At 65.8% G+C, this 25607-nt stretch carries 18 protein-coding genes; 10 read left to right on the forward strand and 8 right to left on the reverse strand.

The annotated features are described in order from the left end of the window. The first annotated feature begins 204 nt into the window (after positions 1–204). Complete coding sequence (locus LOM8899_RS17230; protein ID WP_168770588.1) at positions 205–2661, forward strand: PKD domain-containing protein; 2457 nt, start codon at positions 205–207, stop codon at positions 2659–2661. Between the two features lie 317 nt (positions 2662–2978). Here LOM8899_RS17230 and LOM8899_RS17235 read toward each other — a convergent pair whose 3' ends face one another. From LOM8899_RS17235 to LOM8899_RS17250, 4 genes are all read right to left on the reverse strand, one after another. Then, complete coding sequence (locus tag LOM8899_RS17235) at positions 2979–4304, reverse strand: nucleotide sugar dehydrogenase (protein ID WP_093993495.1); 1326 nt, start codon at positions 4302–4304, stop codon at positions 2979–2981. A 124-nt stretch (positions 4305–4428) separates the two neighbouring features. Continuing rightward, on the reverse strand, positions 4429–4920 hold the full coding sequence (locus LOM8899_RS17240) for a glycosyltransferase (RefSeq protein WP_093993496.1): 492 nt from the start codon (positions 4918–4920) through the stop codon (positions 4429–4431). Beyond that, positions 4917–5393: a glycosyltransferase family protein gene (locus LOM8899_RS17245; RefSeq protein ID WP_093993497.1), complete on the reverse strand. Its 477-nt coding sequence runs from the start codon at positions 5391–5393 to the stop codon at positions 4917–4919. The genes LOM8899_RS17240 and LOM8899_RS17245 overlap by 4 nt, the downstream gene beginning before the upstream one ends. Continuing rightward, positions 5386–6099, reverse strand: a complete 714-nt coding sequence (locus LOM8899_RS17250; protein ID WP_093993498.1) for a polysaccharide deacetylase family protein — start codon at positions 6097–6099, stop codon at positions 5386–5388. The genes LOM8899_RS17245 and LOM8899_RS17250 overlap by 8 nt, the downstream gene beginning before the upstream one ends. 242 nt (positions 6100–6341) lie before the next feature. Here LOM8899_RS17250 and LOM8899_RS17255 point away from each other — a divergent pair, with 242 nt between their 5' ends. The 6 genes from LOM8899_RS17255 (at position 6342) to LOM8899_RS17280 (ending at position 16836) form a co-directional block, all read left to right on the forward strand. After that, positions 6342–7514 carry a DegT/DnrJ/EryC1/StrS family aminotransferase gene (locus tag LOM8899_RS17255; RefSeq protein WP_093993499.1) on the forward strand — a complete coding sequence of 391 codons (1173 nt, stop codon included), beginning with the start codon at positions 6342–6344 and terminating at the stop codon, positions 7512–7514. A gap of 217 nt (positions 7515–7731) precedes the next feature. Then, entirely contained in the window at positions 7732–8709 is a 978-nt protein-coding gene (locus LOM8899_RS17260; RefSeq protein ID WP_093993500.1) for a KpsF/GutQ family sugar-phosphate isomerase, read from the forward strand. A 28-nt stretch (positions 8710–8737) separates the two neighbouring features. Then, a complete protein-coding gene (locus tag LOM8899_RS17265; RefSeq protein ID WP_093993501.1) occupies positions 8738–9529 on the forward strand; it encodes a 3-deoxy-manno-octulosonate cytidylyltransferase in 792 nt (263 codons plus the stop codon). After that, positions 9522–10373, forward strand: a complete 852-nt coding sequence (gene kdsA, locus LOM8899_RS17270; RefSeq protein ID WP_093993502.1) for a 3-deoxy-8-phosphooctulonate synthase — start codon at positions 9522–9524, stop codon at positions 10371–10373. Before LOM8899_RS17265 ends, kdsA begins: the two co-directional genes overlap by 8 nt. 333 nt (positions 10374–10706) lie before the next feature. After that, on the forward strand, positions 10707–16154 hold the full coding sequence (locus LOM8899_RS17275; RefSeq protein WP_093993503.1) for a glycosyltransferase: 5448 nt from the start codon (positions 10707–10709) through the stop codon (positions 16152–16154). A gap of 31 nt (positions 16155–16185) precedes the next feature. Beyond that, entirely contained in the window at positions 16186–16836 is a 651-nt protein-coding gene (locus LOM8899_RS17280; protein WP_093993504.1) for a sulfotransferase family 2 domain-containing protein, read from the forward strand. 51 nt (positions 16837–16887) lie between these two features. On the opposite strand, the gene LOM8899_RS17285 is transcribed toward LOM8899_RS17280, so the two are convergent. Further along, entirely contained in the window at positions 16888–18009 is a 1122-nt protein-coding gene (locus LOM8899_RS17285; protein ID WP_093993505.1) for a hypothetical protein, read from the reverse strand. Positions 18010–18195: 186 nt separating this feature from the next. Here LOM8899_RS17285 and LOM8899_RS17290 point away from each other — a divergent pair, with 186 nt between their 5' ends. Then, on the forward strand, positions 18196–19515 hold the full coding sequence (locus LOM8899_RS17290) for a UDP-glucose dehydrogenase family protein (protein WP_093993506.1): 1320 nt from the start codon (positions 18196–18198) through the stop codon (positions 19513–19515). Positions 19516–19637: 122 nt separating this feature from the next. Beyond that, positions 19638–19943, forward strand: coding sequence for a hypothetical protein (locus LOM8899_RS17295; protein ID WP_093993507.1), 306 nt, complete (start codon positions 19638–19640; stop codon positions 19941–19943). A 42-nt stretch (positions 19944–19985) separates the two neighbouring features. On the opposite strand, the gene LOM8899_RS17300 is transcribed toward LOM8899_RS17295, so the two are convergent. Together LOM8899_RS17300 and LOM8899_RS17305 are read right to left on the reverse strand one after the other, a co-directional pair. Further along, on the reverse strand, positions 19986–22259 hold the full coding sequence (locus tag LOM8899_RS17300) for an exostosin domain-containing protein (protein WP_093993508.1): 2274 nt from the start codon (positions 22257–22259) through the stop codon (positions 19986–19988). A gap of 12 nt (positions 22260–22271) precedes the next feature. Then, positions 22272–23888 (reverse strand): class I SAM-dependent methyltransferase, encoded by a 1617-nt coding sequence (locus LOM8899_RS17305; protein ID WP_168770589.1) that lies wholly within the window; start codon positions 23886–23888, stop codon positions 22272–22274. A 170-nt stretch (positions 23889–24058) separates the two neighbouring features. On the opposite strand from LOM8899_RS17305, the gene galE reads away from it, so the two are divergent. Continuing rightward, positions 24059–25075: a UDP-glucose 4-epimerase GalE gene (gene galE / locus LOM8899_RS17310; RefSeq protein WP_093993510.1), complete on the forward strand. Its 1017-nt coding sequence runs from the start codon at positions 24059–24061 to the stop codon at positions 25073–25075. A gap of 95 nt (positions 25076–25170) precedes the next feature. Here the strand turns inward: galE and LOM8899_RS17315 are convergent. After that, on the reverse strand, positions 25171–25607 hold a 437-nt coding region (locus LOM8899_RS17315; RefSeq protein WP_133065062.1), incomplete at its 5' end, for a methyltransferase domain-containing protein.

A 25607-nucleotide genomic window follows, 5' to 3' on the forward strand; every position in this document is an offset into this window, starting at 1 on the left:
AGCGCCCGTCGGCCCAGAGGCGCCGATGTGTTCCAATAGAACAGCAAGAAACCGCCGCTTTGCAATCAACGTCTCAACACCACCTTGCCCTTAGGAACAACCTGCGTTCAAGAGCCACCTCAGTGACAAATCCGGTGCATGTTTCGGCCACATTTAAGTGGCAGTTTTCGACCTTGCCTTACCCGACATGCCTGGGAGTTCACCATGTCAGACGTCATCACCGTCTCATCTTCTGAAGAGCTATATGAAGCGCTGGCAGCCTGCACAGGAGGCGAGACAATCCTGCTGGAAGGCGGAGATTACGGTTCACTGGAGCTGAGCTCATATTCCAGTTTCGACGTGACATTCCCCACCACTGTCACGATAGCATCGGCCGATCCCGAAAACCCGGCGATATTCGATGAGCTGACCATCCAGGACTCGGGGAACATTACGCTCGACGGGCTCTACTTCGACTACACCTTCGCGGAAGGCGATGACAATTGGGTGCGCCCGTTCGAGATCAACTACTCCAGCAATATATCGGTGGTGAATTGCACATTCGACGGTGACGTCGCCCAGGGCGTGTCCGAGATTGATGACGGTTTTGGCTGGGGTTACGGGCTTTCGGTGCGCGGGTGCGACGATATCGCGCTCGAAAGCAACGAGATCTTCGGATTCACAACGGGCCTGATCGTCTCTGAGACCAACACTATCGACGTGATCGGCAACGACCTGCATTCGGTGCGGCGAGATGGCATGGACTTCGTCGAGGTCACGAGCGTGACCATCGCTGACAACTATATCCATGATTTCGCAGGCAACCCGGCAAGCGACGATCACTGCGACATGATCCAGTTCTGGACCAACGGCACCGACAGCCCCAGCACCGACATCGTGATCGAGAACAACGTCCTCGACATTGGTGATGGCACGTACACTCAGTCGATCTTCATGCGCAATGAAGAGGTCGACATGGGGCTCGCCGGCGAGGAAATGTATTATCAGAACATCACCATCACCAACAACGTGATCGTGAACGGACATCTGGCGGGCATCACAGTCGGCGAAACTGACGGAATTGTGGTTTCGAACAACACCGTTGTCCATGCGGATGGCGGCGCCGATGACGGGATCGATGAAACGGTGGAAATCCCCACGATCAACATCAACGAGAACTCGACCGACGTCACCATCAGTCAGAACGTCACTGGCGGAGTCACCGGATACTTCGATCAGCCCGATTGGAAAGTCACCGACAACGTGATCGTTCAGGATCAGGATCCGAACGGCGCCAATTACTACAGTGAGATGTTCATCACATCGACCCTGACCCCTGAGAATGGCGTGCATACCTTCGTGGCCATCCCCGGCGGCGTGATCGAGGCCGCCGGGGCCGGAGCCCTTTCGACACTTGCGCCGGAGATAGACGGCGTCGTAGAAGCGCATTTTCAGATCGCGGCAAGTCCCGACAACGCCGCTGTGCGCCACTTCGATGCGGGCCAAACCCTGACCACCCTCGACACCCTGCCCGAGGGAACCACCTATACATGGGACTTCGGCGATGGAACCACCGGCACAGGCGAGACCATCAGTCATGCCTTCCCTGACGGCGGGGTCTATTCGGTCGTCCTGACAGTGACCCTCCCCGATGGCACCAGCGACAGTCAAAGCTTTGACGTCGGGATTCAGGGGGCAACCCTTCTATCCTTCGAAGACGGTCAGATCCTGTCCTATGACTATGGGCAAGCCACCAAGATCGACACCGTTGACGCAACCGGGATCGAAGTGCCCGAGACAGGGGTGGCAGGCTACGCGATCAAACGCAGCCATTTCGCCGAGATTGAAGGCGCCGACGACATTCAGATCAACATGACGATCCAAGCCGACAGCGCCGACAATGCTGGCGAGATCATTCGCCTGCACATGAGCTTCTATGTCACCGTCGAGGACGACGGCGAACTGCTCGTGATCATTCACGACCCCGCTGGCGCTCAATATGGCTTTACGACTACCGGAGCTGGGCTCGATGACATCAAGGCGCATGACATCAGCATCAGCCTCTCCGGCGAAGACCTTCTGATCAGCGTTGACGGTGTCATTGTCGGAACCGGCGTCGTGCCCGGGGGCATGGGCAATTCCAGCACCAACGATCTCACATTCGGCAACCCTTGGGGCGGTGCCAACTACGACGGCTCTGTGACTGCGCTCGAGATCACCGCAAACGCCGATGATTTCGACAGCCAGGCTCCGCTGCCTGCACCACCTGTCGAAGAATCACCGGTTGAAAAGGAGCCCGTCGAGGAACCACCGGCCGAGGAGCCACCGGTTGAGGAGCCGCCCGTCGAGCAGCCACCGGTCGAGGAGCCCCCGGCCGAAGAACCGCCCGTCGAGGAGCCACCGGTTGAAGAACCACCGGCCGAAGAACCGCCCGTCGAGGAGCCGCCCGTCGAGGAACCACCGGTTGAAGAACCCCCCGTCGAGGAGGAACCGTACAACCCCGCGCCCGACGAAGCCGGCTCGAACGCCTTGTTGAAAAAGATCCTGGCCTTCCTGAACAAGCAGCTGCATGGCAACAAATCCAAGGTCGAGGACGTCCCGGACGACGACATTCCGTCAGCGACGGACAAGATGGCCTATGACGACAGCCATGACGGAGATAACGACGCGTTCGCCGCCTGATCCTTTCGGTAGCGCAGACCATTCGGTTGCGGAATGCCACGGCAAACGCGGCCCTTGGCGCAGGCGGACTTTTGAACGAGCGATACCTTGAGCGCCGTCTTGGTGCTCAAGGCAATCAGGTGCAGAAGCGCTCTCAGAGCGGTTGCGACACAGCCGTCAGCCATAGCCACAATCGCGCAGGGCGATCAGCCCTGTAGTGACTGTGATGTATATCAGCGCCGCGATGGGTGTAGTGGCGGTGCGCACTCGGCCAGACACGACAGAACGCGGAGAGCAACCCTGCGGGTCAGTCAGCGGCCGAGGCCCAGCCCCATCTCTCAGGCCACAAAAATCTTCTTGCCTGCTTCCGGATGCCGGGAGCCGCCATAGATGTTGCGGGTGTCGATCAGCACGTCCGAGCGGGCCAGAAGGGCGGCGCTGTCGAGGCTGTCGTGATCGGTCACCACGATCGCGCCGTCCCATTGCCGGCTGTTGATATCGACCGAGGCCATGCCTTCCAGATCGCCGTATTCGCGGGTTCGGGGGACGGTGGGAATCAGCGGATCGTGGTAACAGACATCCGCCCCCATGCCGCGCAGCAGGGTCATGATCTCCAGCGCCGGGCTTTCGCGCAGGTCGTTGATGTTCTTCTTGTAGGCCAGACCGGCCACAAGGATCCTCGCCCCCCGGATCGCAAGGCCGGACACCTCGGACAGGCGGGCGACGAGCTCGTCGACGACGTAGTGCGGCATCCGGCCGTTGATCTCGCCCGACAGTTCGATGAACCGGGTGTTCAGGCCATATTCGCGGGCCTTCCACGTCAGATAGAACGGATCGATCGGGATGCAGTGGCCACCGAGGCCGGGGCCGGGGGTATAGCGGGTAAAGCCGAAGGGCTTGGTCGAGGCGGCATCGACGACCTCGAAGATGTCGATCCCCATCGCATTGGCGATGATCTTCATCTCGTTGATCAGGCCGATATTGACCGAGCGCTGGATGTTCTCCAGCAGCTTGGTCAGCTCGGCGGCCTTGGTCGAGCTGACCGGCACCACCTGATCCACGATCGCAGAATAGAGCAGAACGCCAGCCGACAGGCAGGCCGGGGTCACACCGCCGACCACCTTGGGGATCTGGCGCAGGGTGAAATGGGCATTGCCCGGGTCTTCCCGCTCGGGCGAGAACACAAGCGCGACATCGGTGCCGACGGTCAGCCCCTGCGCTTCGATGATCGGCTGCATGATCTCTTCGGTGGTGCCGGGCCATGTGGTGGATTCAAGGCTCACCATCATCCCCGAATGCAGGTAGGGGGCGGCCGACTTGAGGCTGTTGATCACATAGTCGAGGTTGGGCTGCTTGTATTTGTCGAGCGGCGTCGGGACGCAGAGGATCACCACGTCGAGATCGGCGGCATGGGCGAAATCACCGGTCAGCAGAGTGTCGCGGCCGGTCAGGGCGGCGACCTCGGCATCGGCGATATGGTTGAACGGGCTCCGACCATCGACAAGCCGGGCCAGATGCCTGGCGTTCACGTCGAAGCCGGTGACCGGAAAGCCCGCCTCCGAGAGGCGCAGGATCAGGGGCAGACCGACATAGCCCAATCCAACCACACCGACCCGAGCGGTTTTGGTTTCAAGTCTGCGCTCAAGATCGGTCAATGCAGTCATTTCGTCACAATCTCTGGTCCTGGATAAATGCGGATTCTATGCGGGACTATTGCGGCAGGCACAAGGCGCACATGTGGAAATGCCCGCGCGAGACCGGGCCTGCACTGCCCGGCCTGGCAGGCGTTCAAGACAGGATGACCGCGCGGATGGCGGCGATCAGACGGGGCTCGGCGGTGGGCGAGATCGGACCGGCCGCACCCGTGCCCGCCGCGACAAGGGCCTGAGCCTGAGACAGGCGCTGCGGCAGATCGGCCTCGGTCTCGGCCACCAGAATGCCCGGACGGGTGCCGAATTTCTGCGCCGTCGCGAACTGGTGATCGTTGCGGGTCTCGTTCAGATGGCCACGGCGGGGCAGCACCACGATCGGCTTGGCCAGCTTCAGCGCCGCAAGGATCGACCCCATCCCGGCATGGGCAATCAGGAACGGCGCCGCGGCACAGCGGGCGTCGTATTCGGCCGGGTCGACATGGTTCACGTAAGTCATGTGCTGCGGGACGAATTCGGCCCGGTCGGTGATCTGGGCAAAGACCTCGGCCCCGGTCTCACCGGCCCAGGCATCCACGGCCCGGACCAGCCGGTCGAATGGCTCGTGGGTTCCGATGGTCAGAAAGATCACAGCACAGACCCCTCGAAGGCCGGGCCGTCCTCCGTGGCGATATCGGGCCACTGGGTCAGCCACAGATCGGCATGCGGGCCGACCATCTGGCCCGACATCGACAACACCTCGGCATTCGCGATGCTGTCGATCCAGATGCATTTGGCCCCGACCAGCTTGCCCAGACGAATGGCGAAATAGCCGACCGAGGCGCCGGTCGTGACAATCGCATGAGGGCGGACCCTGAGCACGATCCAGGTCAGCTTCAAAAGCTGGCGGAGAAGGCGCAGCTTCTGCTTGCGGTTCGCCTCCGAGACCACCCAGTAGCCGGGGATCGGCAGATCCTTGGCCTGCGCCTCGGCCACAAGATCGGCGCGGAAGCCGTTCGTGGTGGTGACATAGCTCACCTGACAGCCGTCCCAAGCAGGCTTGAGCCGCAACAGCTGAATCCAGTGTCCGCCCCCGGAGGCGACGGCAAGGACCCGCTTAGACATCGGCACCGTCCCGCATCAAATCTCCCATCGTCCGAACCGCCCAGCCCTTTTGTTTCGCCAGCAAGATGAGGCGGCGGGTCATTTCCAAGACATAGTCGTGATGATCCGAAGGGGAAAGCTGATCGCGGCGGGGTTTGTCAAAATCGTGCAGCAGAATCACGCCGCCCTGCGCGGCCTCGACCTCGGCGAGCACCTCGTCGATGGGGCGGGGGGCCCAGCTGTCGCGCGGGTCGATGCTCCACCACGCCAGCCGCCAGCCGGCGGCGGCGGCAAGGGTGCCAAGGGTCAGCTTGCCGTAAGGCGGGCGAAACAGGGTGCCGTCGCCGCCAAGGGCATCCACGGTGACGCGGCCCGCGCGCATGTCGCGGATCGCCCGAAGCGGGGGCACTTTCCACGCATTGGAATGGCTCTGGGTGTGCGAACCGACCTCGTGGCCGCGGGCCAGAACCTCGGCCACCCGGTCCGGGCGGGCGGCGGCGGCATCGCCGATCATGAAGAACGTCGCCCGAAGGTTCTCGGCGTCGAGCAGGTCCAGCAGCTCTGCGGTCAGATCGGTGCCCGGACCGTCGTCATAGCTCAGCACAAGCGATCCGCGCACCTTGTCGCGCAAAAGGGATTCAGAGCGGCGGCGCACCAGAAACGGCAGGGCATACCAACCGACGACGATGATAAAGGCGGTCAGGACAAAGAGAAGCGCAATGGTCACGGGGGGCGCGGGCCTTCCACTAAATCCTTTTGAAAGAGCCTAGAGCAATGCGGTTCACGGCGCAACGGCGGGGCGGGGATTTTGGCCGGCTCCGGCTCGGTGACGGCCCCGATGCGGATCGCGATCCCGGCCCCGATCTCCTGCACCGATTTCAGCGCCGATCCTGGCCGCGTCACCGCGCTCTCTTGGACAATGCCGAACCCTGATCTAGGGTGAGCCAACCCCACGCCGGAGTCTCCGCGATGACCTATTCCGACTACGTCTACGTCTGCCGTCCGCAACTGCCCGATGCGGAGGCCATCGCCGGATACATCCGGGGGATCGACAGCCGCAGGCACTACAGCAATCGCGGGCCATTGGTGCAGCAGCTCGAAGAGCGGATCGCCACCAGCTTCGAGCGGCCCGCCCATGCGGTGCGGTCGACCTCGTCGGGAACCTCGGCGCTCGAAGTGGCGATCCTCGCCAAGACCGGGCTGGCCACGCCGGACAGGCCGCTGGCGCTGATCCCGTCCTTCTCCTTTGCCGCCACCGGGCTGGCGGTCGAGCGCTGCGGCTACCGGGTGCATTTCGTCGATATCGATCCCGAGACATGGGCGCTCGATCCGGTGGCGCTGGCCCGCCATCCGCTGCTGGATCAGGCCGGGCTGATCGTCTCGGTGGCGCCCTACGGGGTGCTGCCCGACATGGCCGCGCTCGAGGCGCTGCACGCGGCCACCGGGGTGCCGGTCGTCGTGGATGCGGCCGCCGCCTTCGAGGCGGTGCTGGACCACCCCGACCAGATCTCGCAGAGCGTGCCGCTGTCGCTCAGCTTTCACGCCACCAAGACCTTTTCGACCGGCGAAGGCGGGGCGGTGATCTGGGACAATCCGGCCGGGCAGGACATGGTCCAGCAGGTCTCGAACTTCGGCTTCTTTCTGTCGCGCGAATGCAAGGTCGCGGGGACGAATGCCAAGATGAGCGAATACCACGCCGCCGTGGGGCTGGCGATGCTGGACGAATTCCCGGCCCGGCGGCGCGATTATGCCCGGGTGTCGGCGCTCTATGCCAAGGCGGCCGAGGTCTGCGATCCGGGCGGGGCGATGCTGCTGCCGCCGCGGGTGTCCTCGGCCTATGCGCTGTTCGAGGCACAGGATGCGGCGCATTTCGACCGGGCCGAAAAGATCCTGCTCGGCGGCAAGGTCGAGACCCGGCGCTGGTACGAGGACGGCCAGCACACCCAGCCGCATTTCGCCGCCGCCGGCTCCGATCCCCTGCCGGTGACGGACAGCCTGAGCCGCAAGCTCATCGGCCTGCCGATGGCGCATGATCTGGCGGCCCATGACGTGGCGCGCGTGGTGCGGCTGTTGCAGCAGGCGGCAGAACCGGCGGCCGGGGCGCCGGATCCCACGCATGGTATGGCGACGAGCCCGGCCTGACAGCCGCTGGGGCCGGGCCCCAGATCTGGGGGTCGGGCTGCTGACACGGCCCCAATGCCGAAAACGACACCGACGCCATACCGACGTGATACCGACGCCATACCGCAGCGGCCTTGACGGAAATGTCAGTAGGGTCGGGCGGCGATCCGCAGCAAGGTTGCACAGGCGCGCAAATCAGGGGAAACAGAGGCGCACCCCGCAAGGCAGGACCCCGCCGATGACCGCTGAAATGCCGCCCAAGACCGCTGACGTTCTGGCCACCGCGCGGCGCGTGCTCGAAATCGAAGCCGCCGCCGTCTTGGCCATGTCAAACGCCTTGCCCGCCGATTTCGCCGAGGCCGTGGCCCTTGTTTTACAGGCCAAAGGCCGGGTGGTGCTGTCGGGCATCGGCAAGTCGGGGCATATCGCGCGCAAGATTTCCTCGACCCTGGCCTCCACCGGAACGCCCTCGTTTTTCGTGCATCCCGCCGAGGCCAGCCACGGCGATCTGGGCATGGTGATGCCGGGCGATGTCTGCGTGCTGGTCTCGAACTCGGGCGAGACCGCGGAACTGGGGGATCTGATCGCCCATGCCCGCCGGTTCTCGATCCCGATCATCGGGATTTCCGGCAATGAAAACAGCACCTTGATGAAGGCCGCAGATCTGCGGCTGACCCTGCCTGCGGCGCCCGAGGCCTGCATCATCGGGCTCGCGCCGACCACCTCGACGACGCTGACGCTGGCGCTTGGCGACGCGCTCTGCGTGGCCGTGATGGAGCAGCGCGGCTTCGTCTCCGACCAGTTCCGTACCTTCCATCCGGGTGGCAAACTGGGGGCGCAACTGGCCACCGTGGCACAGCTGATGCACTCGGGCGACGACCTGCCTCTTGTGACGGCCGGCACCCGCATGGACGACGCGCTTCTGGTGATGAGCGCCAAGGGCTTCGGCGTGGCCCTGGTGCTCGATGAACAAGGGGTTCTGGCCGGCCTGATCTCGGACGGCGACCTGCGCCGCCACATGGACGGGCTGACCGGGCGCACCGCCGGAGAGGTCGCCACCAGACAGCCCCGCACAGCGCCCCCCGACATGCTCGCCGCCGAGGCGGTGGGGGTGATGAACAGCGCCATGATCACCGCCCTCGTGGTCACCGACCCCGAGGCCCGTCCGGTCGGCCTCCTGCGCCTGCACGACTGCCTGCGCGCGGGCGTGGTCTAGTGATGCCCTTTGCTCTAAGGTCCTGAGAATGAAAACCGTTATCATCATCCCCGCCCGCTACGCCTCGCAGCGCTATCCCGGCAAACCGCTCGTCGAGTTGCGCGGCGCGGACGGGGTCTCCAAGACCCTGATCCAGCGCAGTTGGGAGGCCGCGGTCGCGGTGTCAGGCGTCGATGCGGTCTATGTGGCCACCGACGACGACCGCATCCGCGACGCCTCGCTTGGCTTCGGGGCCGAGGTCATCATGACCTCGGATCAATGCGAAAACGGCACCGCGCGCTGTGCCGATGCGATGGCGCGGGCAGGGCTCTCGGCGGACCTGATCGTCAACCTGCAAGGCGACGCGCCGCTGACGCCCGCATGGTTCGTCGAAGACCTGATCGCGGCGATGGCCGCCGATCCCGAGGCGCAGGTCGCCACCCCCGTGGTGCGCTGCGATGCGCAGACCTACGGGCATTTCCGGTCCGACCGCGAGGCAGGCCGGGTCGGGGGCACCACCGCCGTATTCGGGGCCACCGGACGGGCGCTTTACTTTTCCAAGGAGGTCATCCCCTATATTGATCCCGCCCGCCGTGCGGACAGCTGGGACGCGGTGTTCCACCATGTCGGGCTCTATGCCTACCGCCCCGAGGCGCTGGCGCTCTATCAGACGTGGCAGGCGGGCCCGCTGGAGCGGCTTGAAGGGTTGGAACAATTGCGGTTTCTGGAGAACAACCACCCGATCACCTGCGTCGAGGTCGAGGGCCGGGGCCGGGTGTTCTGGGAGCTCAACAACCCCGAAGACGTGGCCCGTATCGAAAGCATCCTGATCCATGAGTAGCGCTCTGCAAACCCGCACCGTAATGGTCGGTGACATCGCCATCGGCGGCACCGCGCCCTTCGCGCTGATCACCGGCCCCTGCCAGTTGGAAAGCCGCGAGCACGCACGGATGATGGCCGAGCGTATCGCCGAGGCCTGTGCGGCCACCGGCACGCGCTTCATCTTCAAGGCCAGCTACGACAAGGCCAACCGCTCCTCGATCAGCACCGAGCGGGGCATCGGCATGGACAAGGGGCTGCAGATCCTCGCCGACATCCGGGCCGAGTTCGGCTGCCCGGTGCTCACGGATGTGCACGCCGCCGATCAATGCGCGGCGGCGGCCGAGGCGGTGGACGTGATCCAGATCCCTGCGTTCTTGTGTCGTCAGACCGATCTGCTCTTGGCCGCAGGGGCCACCGGGGCCGCGATCAACATCAAGAAGGGCCAGTTTCTGGCGCCTTGGGATATGGGCAATGTGGCCGCCAAGGTGGCCAGCACGGGCAACGAGCGGATCCTGCTCTGCGATAGGGGCACGTCCTTTGGCTACAACACGCTGGTCAGCGATTTCCGGGGCCTGCCGGTGATGGCGGCCACAGGCTATCCGGTGGTGTTCGACGCGACCCACTCTGTGCAGCAGCCCGGCGGGCAGGGGACGACCTCGGGCGGGCAGCGGGAATTCGCCCCGGTGCTGGCGCGGGCCGCCTGTGCGGTGGGGGTCAACGCGCTGTTCATCGAGACCCACGAAGACCCCGACAACGCACCGAGCGACGGGCCGAACATGATCCCGGTGGATCAGATGGCCGCGCTGATCGGGACGCTGCGGGCCTTTGATGATCTTGCCAAGGGCGGGCTTGGCTCAAACTGAGGTGTCAACGGGCTTACAGTAAGAATGTTTCGCAACAAGCGAAGAAAGACCCCCTATTTCCTGCCACGTTCGCTCCCACGTTCGCTCATCCTCACATGGTTTTGCGAAGAGAGTGACACTTCTGCTTTGCAGATGTCGGACACTTTAACTTTGCGCTTACATCCCGCCCTCGCATAAGGAAGATTATGTTCTATAAGCCGTGATCCCCCGGCAAATCGAGGCGCGTGTTCCAGCGGACATCGCTGTGGCTCAGGCAGAACTTGGCCTCTGCCCAAGGCCCTGATACCACTCTGCTTGTCCTTCCCCGCAAAGACCCTTGGTGGCGAGAAATCAATGACCGACAGCCCGGTTCCGCAGCTTGACGACACAGATGCTTCCGACCGGCCCGCTCAGGTCGGACGCTTGGGGCACAGAGCCATCACGCTCAGCCATGATACCAACCGGATCGGCCTGTCGCAGGGCCTCGATTTGACGTGGAAGGCCCCCGGAATTCCGGCGGGGCCGGATGGCGTCACCGCTGATGTCGGCAAGGCCGACGGTGTCGACCTCGTGCGGTTCGGCCTGCCCGGCAATCTCGGCTGGGTGCGCCTGAACCTCACCCTCGACAGGCCCGGAACCGAGACGCCGATGCTGCTGGCCGTGCGGGCGCTGGTCCGGATCGGCACCGCGGACGTGCAGACCGACGTGCCGCTGGTGCAGCCCGCATTGTCATGGATCAAACGCACGACGGGTTCGGCCGAAGTGATCGGAAGCACTGCCGCCAAACTGCCGCTGCACACGCCCGACTGGCATCTGATCGAGGCGCAACTGCTCTGTGCCCCGGACAGCGACAGCCACCAGATCGGTCTGATCCTGCAACTGCCGGACTCGGCCCAGGTCGATCTGGGGCCGCTCCAGACCGCCTGGTTCGATGCCGATCCCGCCACCGGCGAACTCGCCCGCCAGATCGCCGAACAGCCCGCCGCCCCGGTGCAGCCGTTCCGCATCAGCCCGCTGGCGGAAGGCCCCTCCGGCGAGATCGTCGGCCAAACCCTTGCCGCGCCTTTCACCGCCACGGCCGGGCTGAGCGGCACCTCCCTCACCGGTCAGGTCCTGGCCGACGCGCCGCCAGAGGTGGTGCTGCGGCTCGGCGATGCAGAGCAACGGCTGGCATTGGGCCATGGCGCAGGCCTCTCGGTGCCGCTCAGCGACGAGCTTTGCGTGCCCTACGGGTTCAATGTGCCGCTGGTGCAGCTCTTGGCCCGCGCAAACGGGCCGCTCACCGATGTGACCTGTCATCTGCCCGCCGACGACGCCGGCCTGTCCGCGCCCTTTGCCCGGATCCCGCTGCCGGCGGCCTATGGCGGGTTGCTCACGCGGCAGCCAGAGACCGGCACCGCCGAGACCGCCGCCGTCAGCCTGTTTCACACCCCGCCCCAAAGCGGGCCCGACCCCTACCGCAAACTGCTCTACCGGGCGATGACGGACACGGATGCACGGCCCGGTGATCTGGACGACGCCATCGGCCGGCTCGAAGCCAGCGACCGGCCCGCGCCGCCCGTGGTCCTGCATCTGCATGGCATCGCCCATGTGCTGGCACCTGCCGCCGATGCCGTCGAGGCCGAATTGCTGCGCCGCGACTATGTCGACCGACTGGGCTATTTCGCGCATCTGGGCGGCATCATCCTCTGGACGATCGACAGCCCGCTGCCGGAACAGACCCTGTTCGAGCCGGTCTGGCATGCCCTGGGGCAGGACATCGCCGATCTGGCCCGGATCGTGCATGTGCATTCGAACGCCGCCCGCGCGCGTGTCACCGCCCTCTGGCAGATACCACCTGACCGGATGCTCGTCGCGGCACATCCCTCCTACCTGGATCACTATCCCGACTACGTCAGCCGCCACGAAGCCCGCGTACGGCTGGGGCTGGAAGACGCCACCGGGCCGGTATTCCTGCTGCAGGGGCGGCTCAGCCCGGACAAGGGGATCGACGATCTGATCGCGGCCTTTGCCATCCTGCGCAAAAGCCAGCCCGACGCATGGCTGGTGATCATGGGAGAGACGGCACCGCCGCTGCGCAAAGGCGAGCTCAACCGAAGCTACGGGACATTGCCGAACGTCCGGGTCGTCGAGACCACCGTCGCGGACACAACGCTGCAATGGTATTACAGGGCGGCGGATTGGGCGGTCCTGCCCTACCGCGACGTGATGACCCCAAAGGCGTTGATCTGCGCGATGTCCTTTGGCCTGCCCGTCGTCGCCCCCGATCTGGGGGCAATCCCGGATCTGGTGACACCGGGGGTGACGGGCATTCTGTATCCGTCCGACACCGGCGATCACATCACCCCTCTGGCCGCCGCGATGGCCGAGGCCGCCGCCCTGCCCGCGCCGCAGGTGCAGGCCATGGGCGAGGCCGCCACCGGCGCGATCACGCCGCACAGCCGAACCGTGCTCGCCAATGCCCTGAGCACCGCGATCGCACAGGCCTGGCCCGGCGAAACGGTCGAGATCGCCTTTGACGACCGGCCCCGCGAGGCCCGGCTGATGGGCGCGGCCTTCCCGCCTTCGCAGCCGGCCCGCACCGCGGTGATCATCCTCAACTATGGGCATGCCGACGATACGGCCCGGCTGATCGGCACTCTTCGGGATGGAACAGACACTGATTTCGATGTCTACGTCGTCGACAACTGCTCTCCCAACCTCTCCGAATTCGATCTGGTGACGCGGTTTCCCAAGGCGCATATACTCCGACTTCCCGAGAACCTGGGCTATGCCGGGGGCAACAACGCGGCGCTGCGGCTGATCGCGGATCTGCCGTACCAGTTCGTCTGGATCCTCAATCCCGACATGGTCGTCCCCCCCAAGGCGCTCAGCCAGCACATCGCGGCCGCGCAGGATCACCCGCAGACCAACATCTTCGGCCCGGCCCTGCTGCGCGGCGGCGCCGCACCGCGACTGGCCTCGGCCGGCTCGTATATCTCGCTGGTCGACGGGCTCTCCACCGGGCACCTCTATGCAGGCGACCTGCCCGAAGTGCTGCCCAAGGATCCGTTCGAAGCCGAATTCATCACCGGGGCGGCGGTCTTCCTGCGGGCCTCAGCCTTGGCCGAGATCGGCACGATACCGGAGGACTACTTCCTCTATTTCGAAGAAACCGCATGGCTGATCGCCGCCAAGGCCAAGGGCCACCGGGCGCTGGTTCTGCCGCACATCCGGCTCGCCCATCACAAGCGCTCCGAGGACGGCGACCTGCCTGCGCCGTATTTCTATTACTACTACATCCGCAACGCCCTGATCTTTTCGGGGCGGATCGGCACCGACGCCGATGTGCGGGCGACGGCTGCACGGCTCAAGACCGACTTCATCGCGACATGGACGGCCCGGATCACCACATCCCGCCCCGACCGGGCGGCGTTCTACGATCTGCTCGCCCGGACGGCTCTGGCCGACGGTCTGGCGGGCAAGACCGGGCCCGTCGATCTGATCGCGATGGAACTGGCCAGCGTCGGGTTGCCTGACAAGAACAGCCCCGTCCCCGACCCCGACCCCGCAGAGCTGGCCAGTTGCACCGCCATCCTCACACCCGATGGCGCTCTGGTCGGACAGATCGCCCTGACCCCCGAGACGACCCGAGCGCCCTGCACCATCACGGCGCTGCTTGACGGCCGGATCGTCGGGCATACCCGCGCGGTCCGGTTCCAGCCCGCCCTGCTGCGCGGAACGGCGCAGATGCACAGCTTTGAAATGGCGCTGCCCGATGCGGCCCGCAGCGGCAGCGGCCACCGGCTGGCGTTCTACGTCAACGGCTATCCGGCCCACCGGCAGGGCGCGGCCATGCAGCGGTTCGTCAGCCGCCCTGCCCCGGCCCTCGATGGCGGACTGACAGAACTGACCCGCCACATCTGCCACGGCTGGCTCGTCGACAGCAGCGATCCCGACCAACCCCTGATGGCCGAGATCGTGCATGACGGACAGGTCGTCGGCCGCGGGCGCGCCGACAGGCCGCATGCTGGGGCGGAGAACGGCGGCTTTGCCATCCGCCTGCCCCGCGCCTTTGCGGAAGCCGGGCCGCATCGACTGCACCTGCGCCGCGCCGGACAAACCGCGTCGCTGGCCGATGCCGCACTCTCCGATAGCGGCCTCGGCACCAGAAAGACCGCCGTAGCCCCACCACACGCCGCTCTGCGCGCCCTGGCCTATGGGCAGACCCTGTGGTTCGGGTCGAACGACCCGGCCAGCCAGCCGATCACCCGGTATATGCAAGCAGCCGGGAAGGCTCTGAGAATGGCCGACGACCTTGGCTCGACGCCGCTGGTCAGCGTGATCATGCCGGTGCGCAACCGGCCCGGTGCCGCGGTGCGCGCGCTGCGCTCGGTGCAGGCGCAACGCTATCCGATGTGGGAACTGATCCTCGTCGACGACGCCAGCACGGATACGACCCTGTCCCAGCTGGAAACCGAGATACAGGCAAGCAACGACAGCCGGATCACATTGCTCCGCCGCGCCACGCAGGGCGGCGCGGCCGCCGCTCGCAACACAGGGCTGGCCCGTGCCCACGGCGAGGTGATCGCCTGGCTCGACAGCGACGATCACTGGGATCCAGACTATCTGAGCGTGATGACCGCGGCCCTGTTGCAGACCCGGTCGAAGGACAAACCGGGCCCCGAAGCGGTCTATTGCGGAACCTGGCTTGCGCAGACCGATCCCACGGTTCCCGTTGCCGAGCAGAGCGCCGACACCGCCCAGGAGATCATCGGCCTGCGCCTGCCGCCGCCGTCTCTGGCGCTGATCGAGAATGACGATGTGATTGCGCTGAGCAGCCTCGTTCATCGGCGCAGTCTGATCGACAGGCTCGGCGGCTTCGACGCCGACCTGCGGCGATATTCGGGCTGGGATCTGGTGCTGCGCGCCAGCGAGACCGCCCTGCCCCACCCGGTGCAGGCCGCGCTCGTGACCCGAACCCTCGGGCCTGACAGCCTCACCGAAACCGAACCGGAGGCAGCCGCGCTGGCCCAGATCAACATCCGGACAGCGCGGCGCGGCGGGGGGGCGGGGCAGACCCACGCCAGCCCCGAAACGCCCCCCGCCCCTGCAAGGCGCTCCGATCCGGCCCGGCCGGTCGACGTGGTCCTGCGCGCGACAGAGGCCTCCGATCCAGAGGCCCTGCGCCGCCGGATCGAGACCGTCTGGCTGAGCCTGCGGCCCGATGCGGGGCAGCGGCTGATCGTGCAGGTCGGCCCCGACATGATCGCAGCCCTGACCGATCTGGATCAGCAGGGCCTGCTGCTTCGACAAGTCGCCGGCAAGCCGAACGGGCTGAACGGGATCAAGGATGCTCTCGCCTGCCGCAGACCCTCTGCCGCACTGGCCATTCTGGAGCCATCGACGCTGGTGCAGGCGGGCTGGCTGGCCGCCCTGAGCCATGCCCAGACAAAGGTGCCGCAGGCGGGCATGCTGTTGACGCGGCAGGTGCTCCCCGGCCGCAGCGGTGCCGCCCGCCGCCACGTCCCTGCCGCCCGGCCCCAGCGGGATGTCTGCATCACCGTCTCGGCCGATCTCGACAATCTGCTCGACCCGCAACTCGATCCCGCCGACGGATTGATGAGTCTGACCGGGTTTGACCCGTTCTGCACCTATATCCCAGCCGATGTGGCCAATCGCCTGCCTGTGCCGGACAAGGGCGCCCATTCACAGCTCGATCACGTCACGCTGATCCGGGAATGGGCGGATTTCACCCGGCTCCACCTGAACCGGCCGCTGGTCTATTGCCCGCGGGCGCACGCCTTCCAGATGCCTATCTGACCGGGCACCGACCGCTCCGAGGATCCCCGCCATGCCCCTGATCAAAGCCAACGGCAAACTGGTCTATTTCGCCCATGTGCCGAAATGCGCCGGCACCGCCGTGGCACGCTATATCGAGGCCCGGTTCGGCCCCCCCGCCTTCTCGGACCGGCAGTTCCTGTCCGTCGAAGAGCCCCTGCGCTGGACGCGGTCTTCCCCGCAGCACGTCACGCGCGATGCCCTGGAGCGCCTGTTTCCGCCCGGCTTCTTTGACGCGAGCTTTGCAATTGTGCGGCACCCGGTCGAGCGACTGGCCTCGGTGTTTCTGTTTCAGCGCGAAAAGGAAGGCACGATTCCACCTGAACTCGGCTTTTCCGATTGGCTGCACAGGATCGCCGCCGACCGGGATCGCGATCCGTTTGCCTATGACAACCACACCCGGCCGATGACCGATTTCGTGCCGGACGACGCGGTGCTGTTTCGTGTCGAGGACGGGCTGGAAAAGCTCGAGGCGTGGATGGACGCGACCTTCGGGGCGCAGACCGCGGAGGACCCCGTCCGCATTCCCCGGGTCAACACCCGCTACCGCAGGCTCAAGGACGGACCGCCCGTGCCGCCCTTTGCGATCACCGCCGCCGACAGGGCGCTGGTGGCAGATCTCTTCGCGATGGATTTCGACCGGTTCGGATATGCTGACGCCTAGACATGCACACAGCCCGAGGCAGGCTCTGGAACGGCCCGTCGGCCCGCTCGGTCACTCGTAGTTCGGGGCAAGCTCCAGCCCTGCCAGAAAGCTGCGGGCCGCCGGCCTGAATTCCTTGGCATAGGGGCTTTTGGTCAGTTGCGCCAAAGCCGCTTTGTTGGCCTCGAATTCCGGGACATCGCGCAGGTGCCCCATCTGATCCAGATCCGCGAAAACGGGGCGATCCACCAGTTTCACGAGCCAGTCGTTGACCGGCACGAACTGATTGACCAGCCGGGTGCGGGCGGCGGCACCATAAAGCTCGATCTGCGGCGATAGGGGCAGGTCGAGCTCGGGGCCAATCTGCAGCAACACCCGGAACATGTCGGCGGCATCCTGCGGCGACAGCGTGGCATTGCCTTGCCGGGCGATCTCGATCAAGGCGCGGTGCAAACCCGCGTTGATCCGCCGCTCCTCGCCCCGGTCGGTTCCGGACGGCGCCGGCATAGGCAGGCCCGCCTGTGCCATGAAATCCTTGACCGAGCCCCCCGCGGCCATCACCTCGGCATAGGTGCGCAGCGTCAGCGGAGCCTCGGGCAAGGTGGCCACCCAGCCCTGCAGCATCTTGCGATAATCAAAGTGGATCGTCTTGACATAGTGCGACAGCGCCCCTCCCGGCAGGGCCCGCACCTTCTGGCCAAAGCGCAGTCTCTGACCATGCCAGGAGATCAGGTAGTCATCGACCCGGCGCAGCGTCGCCGACAGCTGGATTTCGGCCCCGGGGAAAGCCCCCGTGAGGCGTTTGATCAGATTGCAGTTGATATTGCCGAAATGCGAAAACACTTCCGCCGCAAGGACCATCACCTCGGGATTGAACAGATCGACCTGCCGCTGGATCAGCGCCAGCATCTCGTCGGTCGATGGCAAATCCGAGTGCAAGGGCGGCACCGGGCTGCCGTTGTGGTCGTGGATCATGCTGAACGCCAGCGCATTATGCGCCTCACGCAGGTTGGGCGGCAGCAACCATGGCTCGATGTCATCGACGTCCCCAGACGACAGCCGCTCGAACCCCAAGGCCTCTACGGCCGGATAGAGCACTCCCTGCCGCAGCAAGGCGACCGCATTCTGTGCCAAATAGGATTGCAGCGCCGAGGACCCAACCTTGTGATGCCCGATAAAGAGAATGATCTTCATATGCGCCTGTCATCTGGCCTGTTGGCGTTAGTGCCATGTTGTCTGTCACGAACCGGGCAAGGACACAAGCCAGCGCCCCGCCACACCGATCAGGGACAAACAGAGTTGATAGTCCCTGCCGCCTGTCCTACGACATTCCGATACTGATCACCCGATATCGCGACCCAAACCGAATTTGAGGCCCAGATGAAAATTGCTATGATCGGCACCGGCTACGTCGGCCTTGTTTCGGGTGTCTGTTTTTCGGATTTCGGCCATGAGGTGGTCTGCGTCGATCTCAATCCCGACAAGATCGCGATGCTGGATGCGGGGCAGGTGCCGATCTATGAGCCCGGCCTCGATGATCTGATGGCCCGCAACGTCGGCGCCGAGCGGCTGTCCTTCACCACCGATCTGGCACAGGCGGTGGCCGGGGCCGACGCCGTTTTCATCGCCGTGGGCACCCCCACCCGGCGCGGCGATGGCCATGCCGACCTGACCTACGTCTACGCCGCCGCCCGCGATATCGCCGCGGCCCTGACCGGCTATACCGTCGTCGTGACGAAATCGACCGTGCCCGTGGGCACCAATGCCGAGGTCGCCCGGATCATCCGCAAGGCCGCGCCCGAGGCCGATTTCGACGTCGCCTCCAATCCCGAGTTCCTGCGCGAGGGGGCGGCCATCGACGATTTCATGCGCCCCGACCGGGTGATCGTGGGCGTCGAGACCAAACGCGCCGCCGATGTGATGGCCGATGTCTACCGGCCGCTTTTCCTGCGCGACTTTCCGATCGTGACCACAGATCTGGAAAGCGCCGAGATGATCAAATACGCCGCCAACGCGTTTCTGGCCACCAAGATCACCTTCATCAACGAGATCGCGGGCCTGTGTGAAAAGGTCGGCGCCGACGTCAAGCAGGTGGCCAAGGGGATCGGCCTCGATGGACGGATCGGGAATAAATTCCTGCACGCTGGGCCGGGCTATGGCGGTTCGTGCTTTCCCAAGGACACCTCGGCGCTGGCCCGGATCGGTCAGGAGCACGCCATGCCGATGCAGATCGTCGAGGCGGTGATCAAGGTCAATGACGAGGTCAAACGCCGGATGATCGACAAGATCACCGATCTCTGCGGCGGGTCGGTCAACGGGCGCACCATCGCAGTGCTGGGCGCGACCTTCAAACCCAACACCGACGACATGCGCGACGCACCCTCGCTGACCATCGTGCCGGCCCTGATCGGTGGCGGGGCGCGGGTGCGCATCGTCGATCCGCAAGGCCGCCGCGAAGGCGAGGCGCTCCTGCCCGGAGCCACCTGGGCCGAGGATCCCTACAGCGCCGCGAAGGGCGCCGATGCGATCGTGATGCTGACGGAATGGAACGAATTCCGCGCCCTCGATCTGGAGCGTCTGGCCGGTCTGATGGCCAGTGCCCGGATGGCCGATCTGCGCAATGTCTATGCGGCCAGCGATCTGCAGGAGGCAGGCTTCGTCGCCTATACCGGTGTCGGGCGGGCCGGCTTCGGGCTCTGACGAAGAGCCCGCAAGGCGAGCCGGAAAAGACAAACCTGCATTTTGGAAACAAAGACTTGCGCGATTTGCGTTAACACCGCACTCTGGTCCGACAGAGTAATTCCCTTGCGGTGGGTGGTGTCATGTCAGGGCCAATTTCATCAGGGCCGATCAAGGCCAGTCAGATCAATCAGGCCGATTTACTGGCCCATGTCCGGCTGCTGCAAGACGCGTTGGATGCCAGCGCCCAGACTGAATCCTCTCTCGTCCGGGCCGAGCGCCAGATTGCGGCGCTTCAGGATCAGGTCGAGCGGATGAGCGCCCAGATCGTCGATGGCCAGCGCCACTGCGATGCCGTGGAACGGGAAATGGAAGCTCTGCGGGCATCGCTGTCATGGCGGGTGACCGCGCCGCTGCGGGCCCTGCGTGGCATGTTGGCCCGGAAGTAAGGCCCGCGGCCGCCGCCTCGGCAGGGATTGCACCGTCGGATTTCAGACCCGCTCGAACACCTCTTGCAGCACCGCTTCCACGATCCGGCGTCGCTCGGCCAGTACGTCGCGGGGCTGCGCCAGCCGCGCCCGCAATGCGATACGAGCCTCGCACACCGCCTCGGCCGCCGCCAGATCCAGAGGCTCGGACAAGAGCCGCATGGCAATCGCCACAGGGGTCAGCCCGGACAGATCGATCATCGCAGCGGCGGGCAGGATCTCGCGCAGGCGATGCTCTGGCCCCAATACACCGGCCGGACGGGCCTGCAGGGCGATGGCCTCGATCGCGGCCATCCCCACATGCTCGGGATGGCCGGTCTCCTCAAAGGCGCCAAGCACCGGGGCCAGCCCGTCGAGCCGAGACAGCTTGTCCAGATGCGCACGGGCGAGCGCGGCACGCACCTGATCGGCGCTCGTGTCAGGGGTGATCGCGGGGACGATCTGCCGGGGCTCCAGGCAGAGCAGCGATTGCGGCTCACCCTCCGTCCGGGCCTGTGCCGCGTCTGACACCGCCTGCGCCAGCCCGTGCAGGCACGGATCGGCCCCGGCAGGCTGGTCGGGCGGGTACGGCCCGGCCTCGACCGGCGGGCACCACAGGGCCGCCCGGGCCTGGGCGGCCATCCAGCGGGTCTGCAGGGCCGCGGCGGGGATGTCCCGTTCGGGGCTGAGCAACCCGGCCAAGCGGGGCAAGGTCTGATCGTCACAGACCAAGGCATAGGGCAAACGGTCAAAGCGAAAGATGTCGCTGGTCGCATGGCTCAGCCAGACCGGGCCGGAGCCGGGCAACATCCCGACCGCGGGCATCGACGCCTCGCTGACGATCAGCCGAACGGCACGAGCAGAGCCGGCGGTTTGCAGGTCGGTCAGGCTGCCCGCCATGATCAGATCGGCACGAGACGGGTCGCGGACCACCGTGATCCTGTCGCCCGCCAGCCGCCGCAGGGCCGGGTAATGCAGCGGCGTGAGACCGGGGCCCGCCAGATAGAGCGCCGGGGTCGCACCGCGCCCGATCCGGGGGGCGGGGCCATGTTCATGATCGGACGCCGCCCCGGCCGCAACATGATCGTAGTGGCGTCGCGCCGGATGCGCCGAGGAGAGCGCGGCCCGAGCCGGGCCTCCCGCGCCCCCCAAGGCCGGACGGCCCGTCAACAGCGCGGTCGCCCGGGTCAGCAGCGCCCGAACCGCCCCCTGCTCGGTCAGGGTCGTCGGCGTGTCCGGAGCATGGGCAAGGCTCTGCATCAACGCCGTCACATCGGGCACGAAGCCATGCGGACCATAAAGCAGCCGCAGCCGGGCCAACCCGGCACGCAGCCCCGCCATTCGGGCCGGATCGTTGGCAAGGGCGGCCAGCCTGTCCGGCAGGGCGGCGACCGCATCGGCGGTTTCCTCGCAGAACACCACCGCCTCGTCCCAGAGGCGCGGATCGCCCGGCGGGGCATAGGTATCGGCGATGATCACCGGAATGCTGCCCGCCATGATCGCTTCCCACAGGCGGATCGAATTCGGACCCGTGCCCGAGGGGCACAGCGCAAAGGTGCTGTCGTAGAGCACGTCGCGAAACTGCGCCGAGGCGGCATCGTCGACCAGCCCGGGCGCGGGGCGGCCCTGGGCATCCTTGGGAGCCCGGTCCAGCACCTGATGGCGATAGACGATCTGCTTGTAATGCCAATCATCGCGGGCAATCACTTGACCGCGGAGGTCCGCCCCCAACCGGTCGATGATCCAGGCCCGCACCTGCGTCAGATACCAACCGTTGGGGCGCATCCCGACAAAGGAGTATAGCCACCGCCGCTCGGTCCGGGCCATCCGGTCGGCCTCGATCCGCGGGGTCTGCACGGGATAGAGCGGGAACGGATGCAACCGCAGACCGTCCCCCTTGGCCGGATCCGGCGCAGCGACCAGATCGGCATGGGTGGTGTGTGACCAGAACACATCCGACACGCCCGCCTCGACGAACAGGTGCCGGAAACTGGGCAGCAGGATGTGCTGGCAAACGGTCACCTTGACCGGTTCCTCCGGCAAGCCAAGGCAAAAGGCGTGAAAACTGTCGAGATGGGCCTGCGCATCTGCCGCATTCACCTGCAGCTTGTCGATCAGCGTGGCCCAGGGGTAGGCGACATAGGCCACACCGGGGGGCGCTCCGCCCATCTGGCGCATCCGGTGATAGGCATGTTGTTCGGTGATCGCGGGAAACTGCCAGCCACGGTCGAAAGCATAGATGCCCATCCGCCGCTCTGCCGAATATGCCAGCGCCGATGCTGAAGGTTTGGCCCGCATCCGAAGGCGGCCTTAGCCTTGCCGCCGCAGTGTCGACACGACCTTGCGCACCGGTCCGGTGAGCCGCCACGAGGTGCTGCTCAGCAGATCGGCCACATGCTGACGGGCCGCCGCCAGTTCGCCTTCGAGTTCGCGCATCCGGTCGCTTTGGTCGGCCTTGGCGCGCAGCTCCTTTTGCAATGTGAGCACCTCTTGCTGGGCCGATTCCAGCCGGATGGTCAGCACCCTGATTTCCTCGAAATGGCTGGCCTCGGCCGCAGGGTCTGAAACCGTCCGATCGGGGCCGGAGGGCGCGGCGTTCAGCTGCTCTTCGAGGGTCGCGATCCTGCTCTGAGCGGCGGCCAGTTCGGCGGCGCCGGTTTCGGACTGGGTGGCGGCCTGACGGCGCGCCTCGGCCTCGGCCTTCTGGGCCGCCTCCAGCCGTTCCGTGGTCAGGGCCAGGGCGCGTTCCTTGACGGCCAGTTGACCGGCAGCCGCCTCGGCGGCCCGCGCCGCCTCGATGCGCAGCGCCTCGAGCGCGGTTTGAGCCGCGACGCGCTCGGCCTCCGCGGCGACCTGCTTGGCGGTGGCCGCCTCGGCCCGGTCACGTTCCCGGATCAGGGCCGCATCGCGGGTGGCCGCTTCGCGCAGGGCGTCGGCCTCGACCTGTGCAAGGGCCTTGGCGTGTTCCGCGATCTCCTGGGCACGGGCGTCATGGGCAGCCTGCAGATCGAACAGGCGGGCCTGCACGGAGGCCAGTTGCTCTGCACGGGTGTCATCCGAATGGCTGCGTTTCTCAAGAGCCGCCTCGCGGGCGCTCAGCACATCGCGGACTTCGCTCAGAGCCAGATCGGCGGCACGGGCCTGCTCCAGCGCCTCTTCGGCGCGGGCGGTCTCGGTGCGGGCAGCCCATTCATGGTGATTGGCCGCGCCCAGCCGGGCAAAGACATGATGCACCTCGGCATAGCCGGTGGCCCCAAGGCCCAGCTCCGACAACCGCTCCAGCTTGTCCAGCCGGTCCGCGCCATAGAGCACCGCCGCCAGCCCCACCCCGGTGGGAAACTGCACCGTGGGATAGGCTTGGGTCAGGCTCTGCAACAGGCTCTGTTCCGGCCCGGCGGCAAAGCGATTCCGGGTGTCGTGAAACAGGATCACCGCCCGGTCCGACAGCTTGCGGGTCCAGTCGTGGGTCAGGCTGTGGATCAGGCCGGCGTCCAACGCCATGTCGATGATCATCAGATCGACAGAGCCGTCCTCGAAACGGTGGACCAGCTCGCGGGGATCGCCGGCATCGAGGCGTGAGAAATCGGCATACTGGGCCTCGTTGTAATCACGCACGTCGCGGCTCGGGCCGCCCTCGGCGGCGCTGCGCGGGTCAAGGCCGTGACAGCGGGCCTCGGGGCCCAGCCGGTCCATCGCCTGACACAGGCCGAAATACCCGGCCCCGTCGCCAACGCCCAGACTGACCGCCGCCTGCGGACGCTGCATGTCGATCAGCCAGAACAGAAACGGCAGATGATAGACGAAATCCGAGCGGCACAGATAGCGCGGCCGCCAGAACAGGGCGCGGGCGGATACGGGTGTTACGATCTCCTGAAACGGAACCTGCCGGGAAGAACTGTGCACGAGTGGCTGGGCGTCGTTGGTCATCGGAATCCTGATCTGGCATACGTCATGAAATGGGTCTGGCCCTGTCATACGCGTCCCGGCTCCGGCGGGAAAGGCATGACAGCCGCTGATTGCGCATCGCAGGACTGGCATCATCGCTCCTCGCAGCCTAAGACCCCTGCCAACACACTGCAATCACGAGGAGACAGCCCATGCGTGTTCTGGTCACCGGCGGGGCGGGCTATATCGGCAGCCATACGCTTGTCGAGCTCTTGGGACAGGCGCACGAGGTCTGCGTGGTCGACAATTTCGACAATGGCTCGCCCGTGGCGCTCGACCGGGTGCGCAGCCTGACCAACGGCCATCTGGAGGCGCATGAGGCCGACATCCGAGACACCGCCACCCTGAGCGGGATTGCCACCGGCTTTGCCCCCGACGCGGTGGTGCATTTCGCCGGGCTCAAGGCGGTGGGCGAAAGCGTGGCCAAGCCTGTCGACTACTACGACGTGAACGTCACCGGCACCCTGTCCCTGCTGCGCGCCATGGAGGCGGCGTCCTGCCCGCGGATCATCTTCTCGTCGTCTGCCACGGTCTATGGCGATCCGGTCTACCTGCCCTATGACGAAGATCATCCCACAGCGCCCACCTCCGTTTACGGCCAGACCAAACGGATGGCCGAACAGATCCTCACCGATTGGGCCGCCGCCCGGCCCGAGGCGTCTGTGATGCTCTTGCGGTACTTCAACCCGGTGGGGGCGCATGCCTCGGGGCGGCTGGGCGAGGATCCGCAGGGCATCCCGAACAACCTGATGCCCTATCTGGCGCAGGTGGCCACCGGCCAGCGGGCGGAACTGCAGATCTTTGGCGATGACTATGACACCCCCGATGGGACAGGCGTGCGCGATTATATTCATGTGGTCGATCTGGCCCGTGCCCATGTGGCAGCGCTCAACCGGGCGGCGGTCAGCACCGGGGCCGAGGTCTATAACATCGGCACTGGCACCGGGCGGTCCGTGCGCGAGATGGTGGCGGCGTTCAGCCGGGCGGTGGGGCGTGACCTGCCCGCCCGCGTGGTGCCGCGCCGCGCCGGGGATATCGCCGCGATGGAGGCAAACTGCGCCAAGGCCAAAGCGGTTCTTGGCTGGCAGGCCACTCACGATATCGACGCCATGGCGCAAAGCCTGTGGACATGGCAATCGGCCAATCCAAGGGGCTATGAGGCCGGCTAGACCAAGGTCCGCCCCCCGGAATCGCAACGGACGCCGCCTCGAACGAGGGGCAGGCATCCGGGTGATGCCACCTGTCCGGCACGGCTGCGCGGACGCTAGGAACCGGCTTTGCGAAAGCCCATGAACAGCGACACGCTCTGGGATGCGCACCGCATCTCGGTGAGCGTGGCGTTCGTCTGCCCCCATTTCCACATGGTCAGGTCGGGGTTCGTTCCCATGTTCGATTGAAACAGCGGCTGGGTCGCGGTCGTCTCTTCCATCGGGCTCACATCCGGGCGCGACAGCCAGCCTGCATAGGTATCCAGTTTTCTCTGATTGGCCGGATCGACACTGTCGCCGACATACATGCTCATCGCGTGATAACAGACGCCGCCCGGCTTCAGAATGCGGAGCAGATCATCGATAAAGGCAACGGTGGCGGTGTGCGGCACATGCTCGACAACGCTGACCGAGAAGACCACGTCGAAACTGTTGTCGGCCAGATCGGAGTGATACTCCCCCAGATAGGCCGGCACATTGGTGACCCCGTCGA

The organism is Flavimaricola marinus (genome assembly GCF_900184895.1).
GTDB lineage: Bacteria > Pseudomonadota > Alphaproteobacteria > Rhodobacterales > Rhodobacteraceae > Flavimaricola > Flavimaricola marinus.

Coding starts and splice junctions, on each gene's coding strand:
- LOM8899_RS17260 (WP_093993500.1), top strand. CDS start 7,732: ATGACCGCTGAAATGCCGCCCAAGACCGCTGACGTTCTGGCCACCGCG.
- LOM8899_RS17245 (WP_093993497.1), bottom strand. CDS start 5,393: ATGTCTAAGCGGGTCCTTGCCGTCGCCTCCGGGGGCGGACACTGGATT.
- LOM8899_RS17230 (WP_168770588.1), top strand. CDS start 205: ATGTCAGACGTCATCACCGTCTCATCTTCTGAAGAGCTATATGAAGCG.
- LOM8899_RS17305 (WP_168770589.1), bottom strand. CDS start 23,888: ATGACCAACGACGCCCAGCCACTCGTGCACAGTTCTTCCCGGCAGGTT.
- galE (WP_093993510.1), top strand. CDS start 24,059: ATGCGTGTTCTGGTCACCGGCGGGGCGGGCTATATCGGCAGCCATACG.
- LOM8899_RS17295 (WP_093993507.1), top strand. CDS start 19,638: ATGTCAGGGCCAATTTCATCAGGGCCGATCAAGGCCAGTCAGATCAAT.
- LOM8899_RS17285 (WP_093993505.1), bottom strand. CDS start 18,009: ATGAAGATCATTCTCTTTATCGGGCATCACAAGGTTGGGTCCTCGGCG.
- LOM8899_RS17280 (WP_093993504.1), top strand. CDS start 16,186: ATGCCCCTGATCAAAGCCAACGGCAAACTGGTCTATTTCGCCCATGTG.
- kdsA (WP_093993502.1), top strand. CDS start 9,522: ATGAGTAGCGCTCTGCAAACCCGCACCGTAATGGTCGGTGACATCGCC.
- LOM8899_RS17275 (WP_093993503.1), top strand. CDS start 10,707: ATGACCGACAGCCCGGTTCCGCAGCTTGACGACACAGATGCTTCCGAC.
- LOM8899_RS17265 (WP_093993501.1), top strand. CDS start 8,738: ATGAAAACCGTTATCATCATCCCCGCCCGCTACGCCTCGCAGCGCTAT.
- LOM8899_RS17300 (WP_093993508.1), bottom strand. CDS start 22,259: ATGCGGGCCAAACCTTCAGCATCGGCGCTGGCATATTCGGCAGAGCGG.
- LOM8899_RS17235 (WP_093993495.1), bottom strand. CDS start 4,304: ATGACTGCATTGACCGATCTTGAGCGCAGACTTGAAACCAAAACCGCT.
- LOM8899_RS17255 (WP_093993499.1), top strand. CDS start 6,342: ATGACCTATTCCGACTACGTCTACGTCTGCCGTCCGCAACTGCCCGAT.
- LOM8899_RS17290 (WP_093993506.1), top strand. CDS start 18,196: ATGAAAATTGCTATGATCGGCACCGGCTACGTCGGCCTTGTTTCGGGT.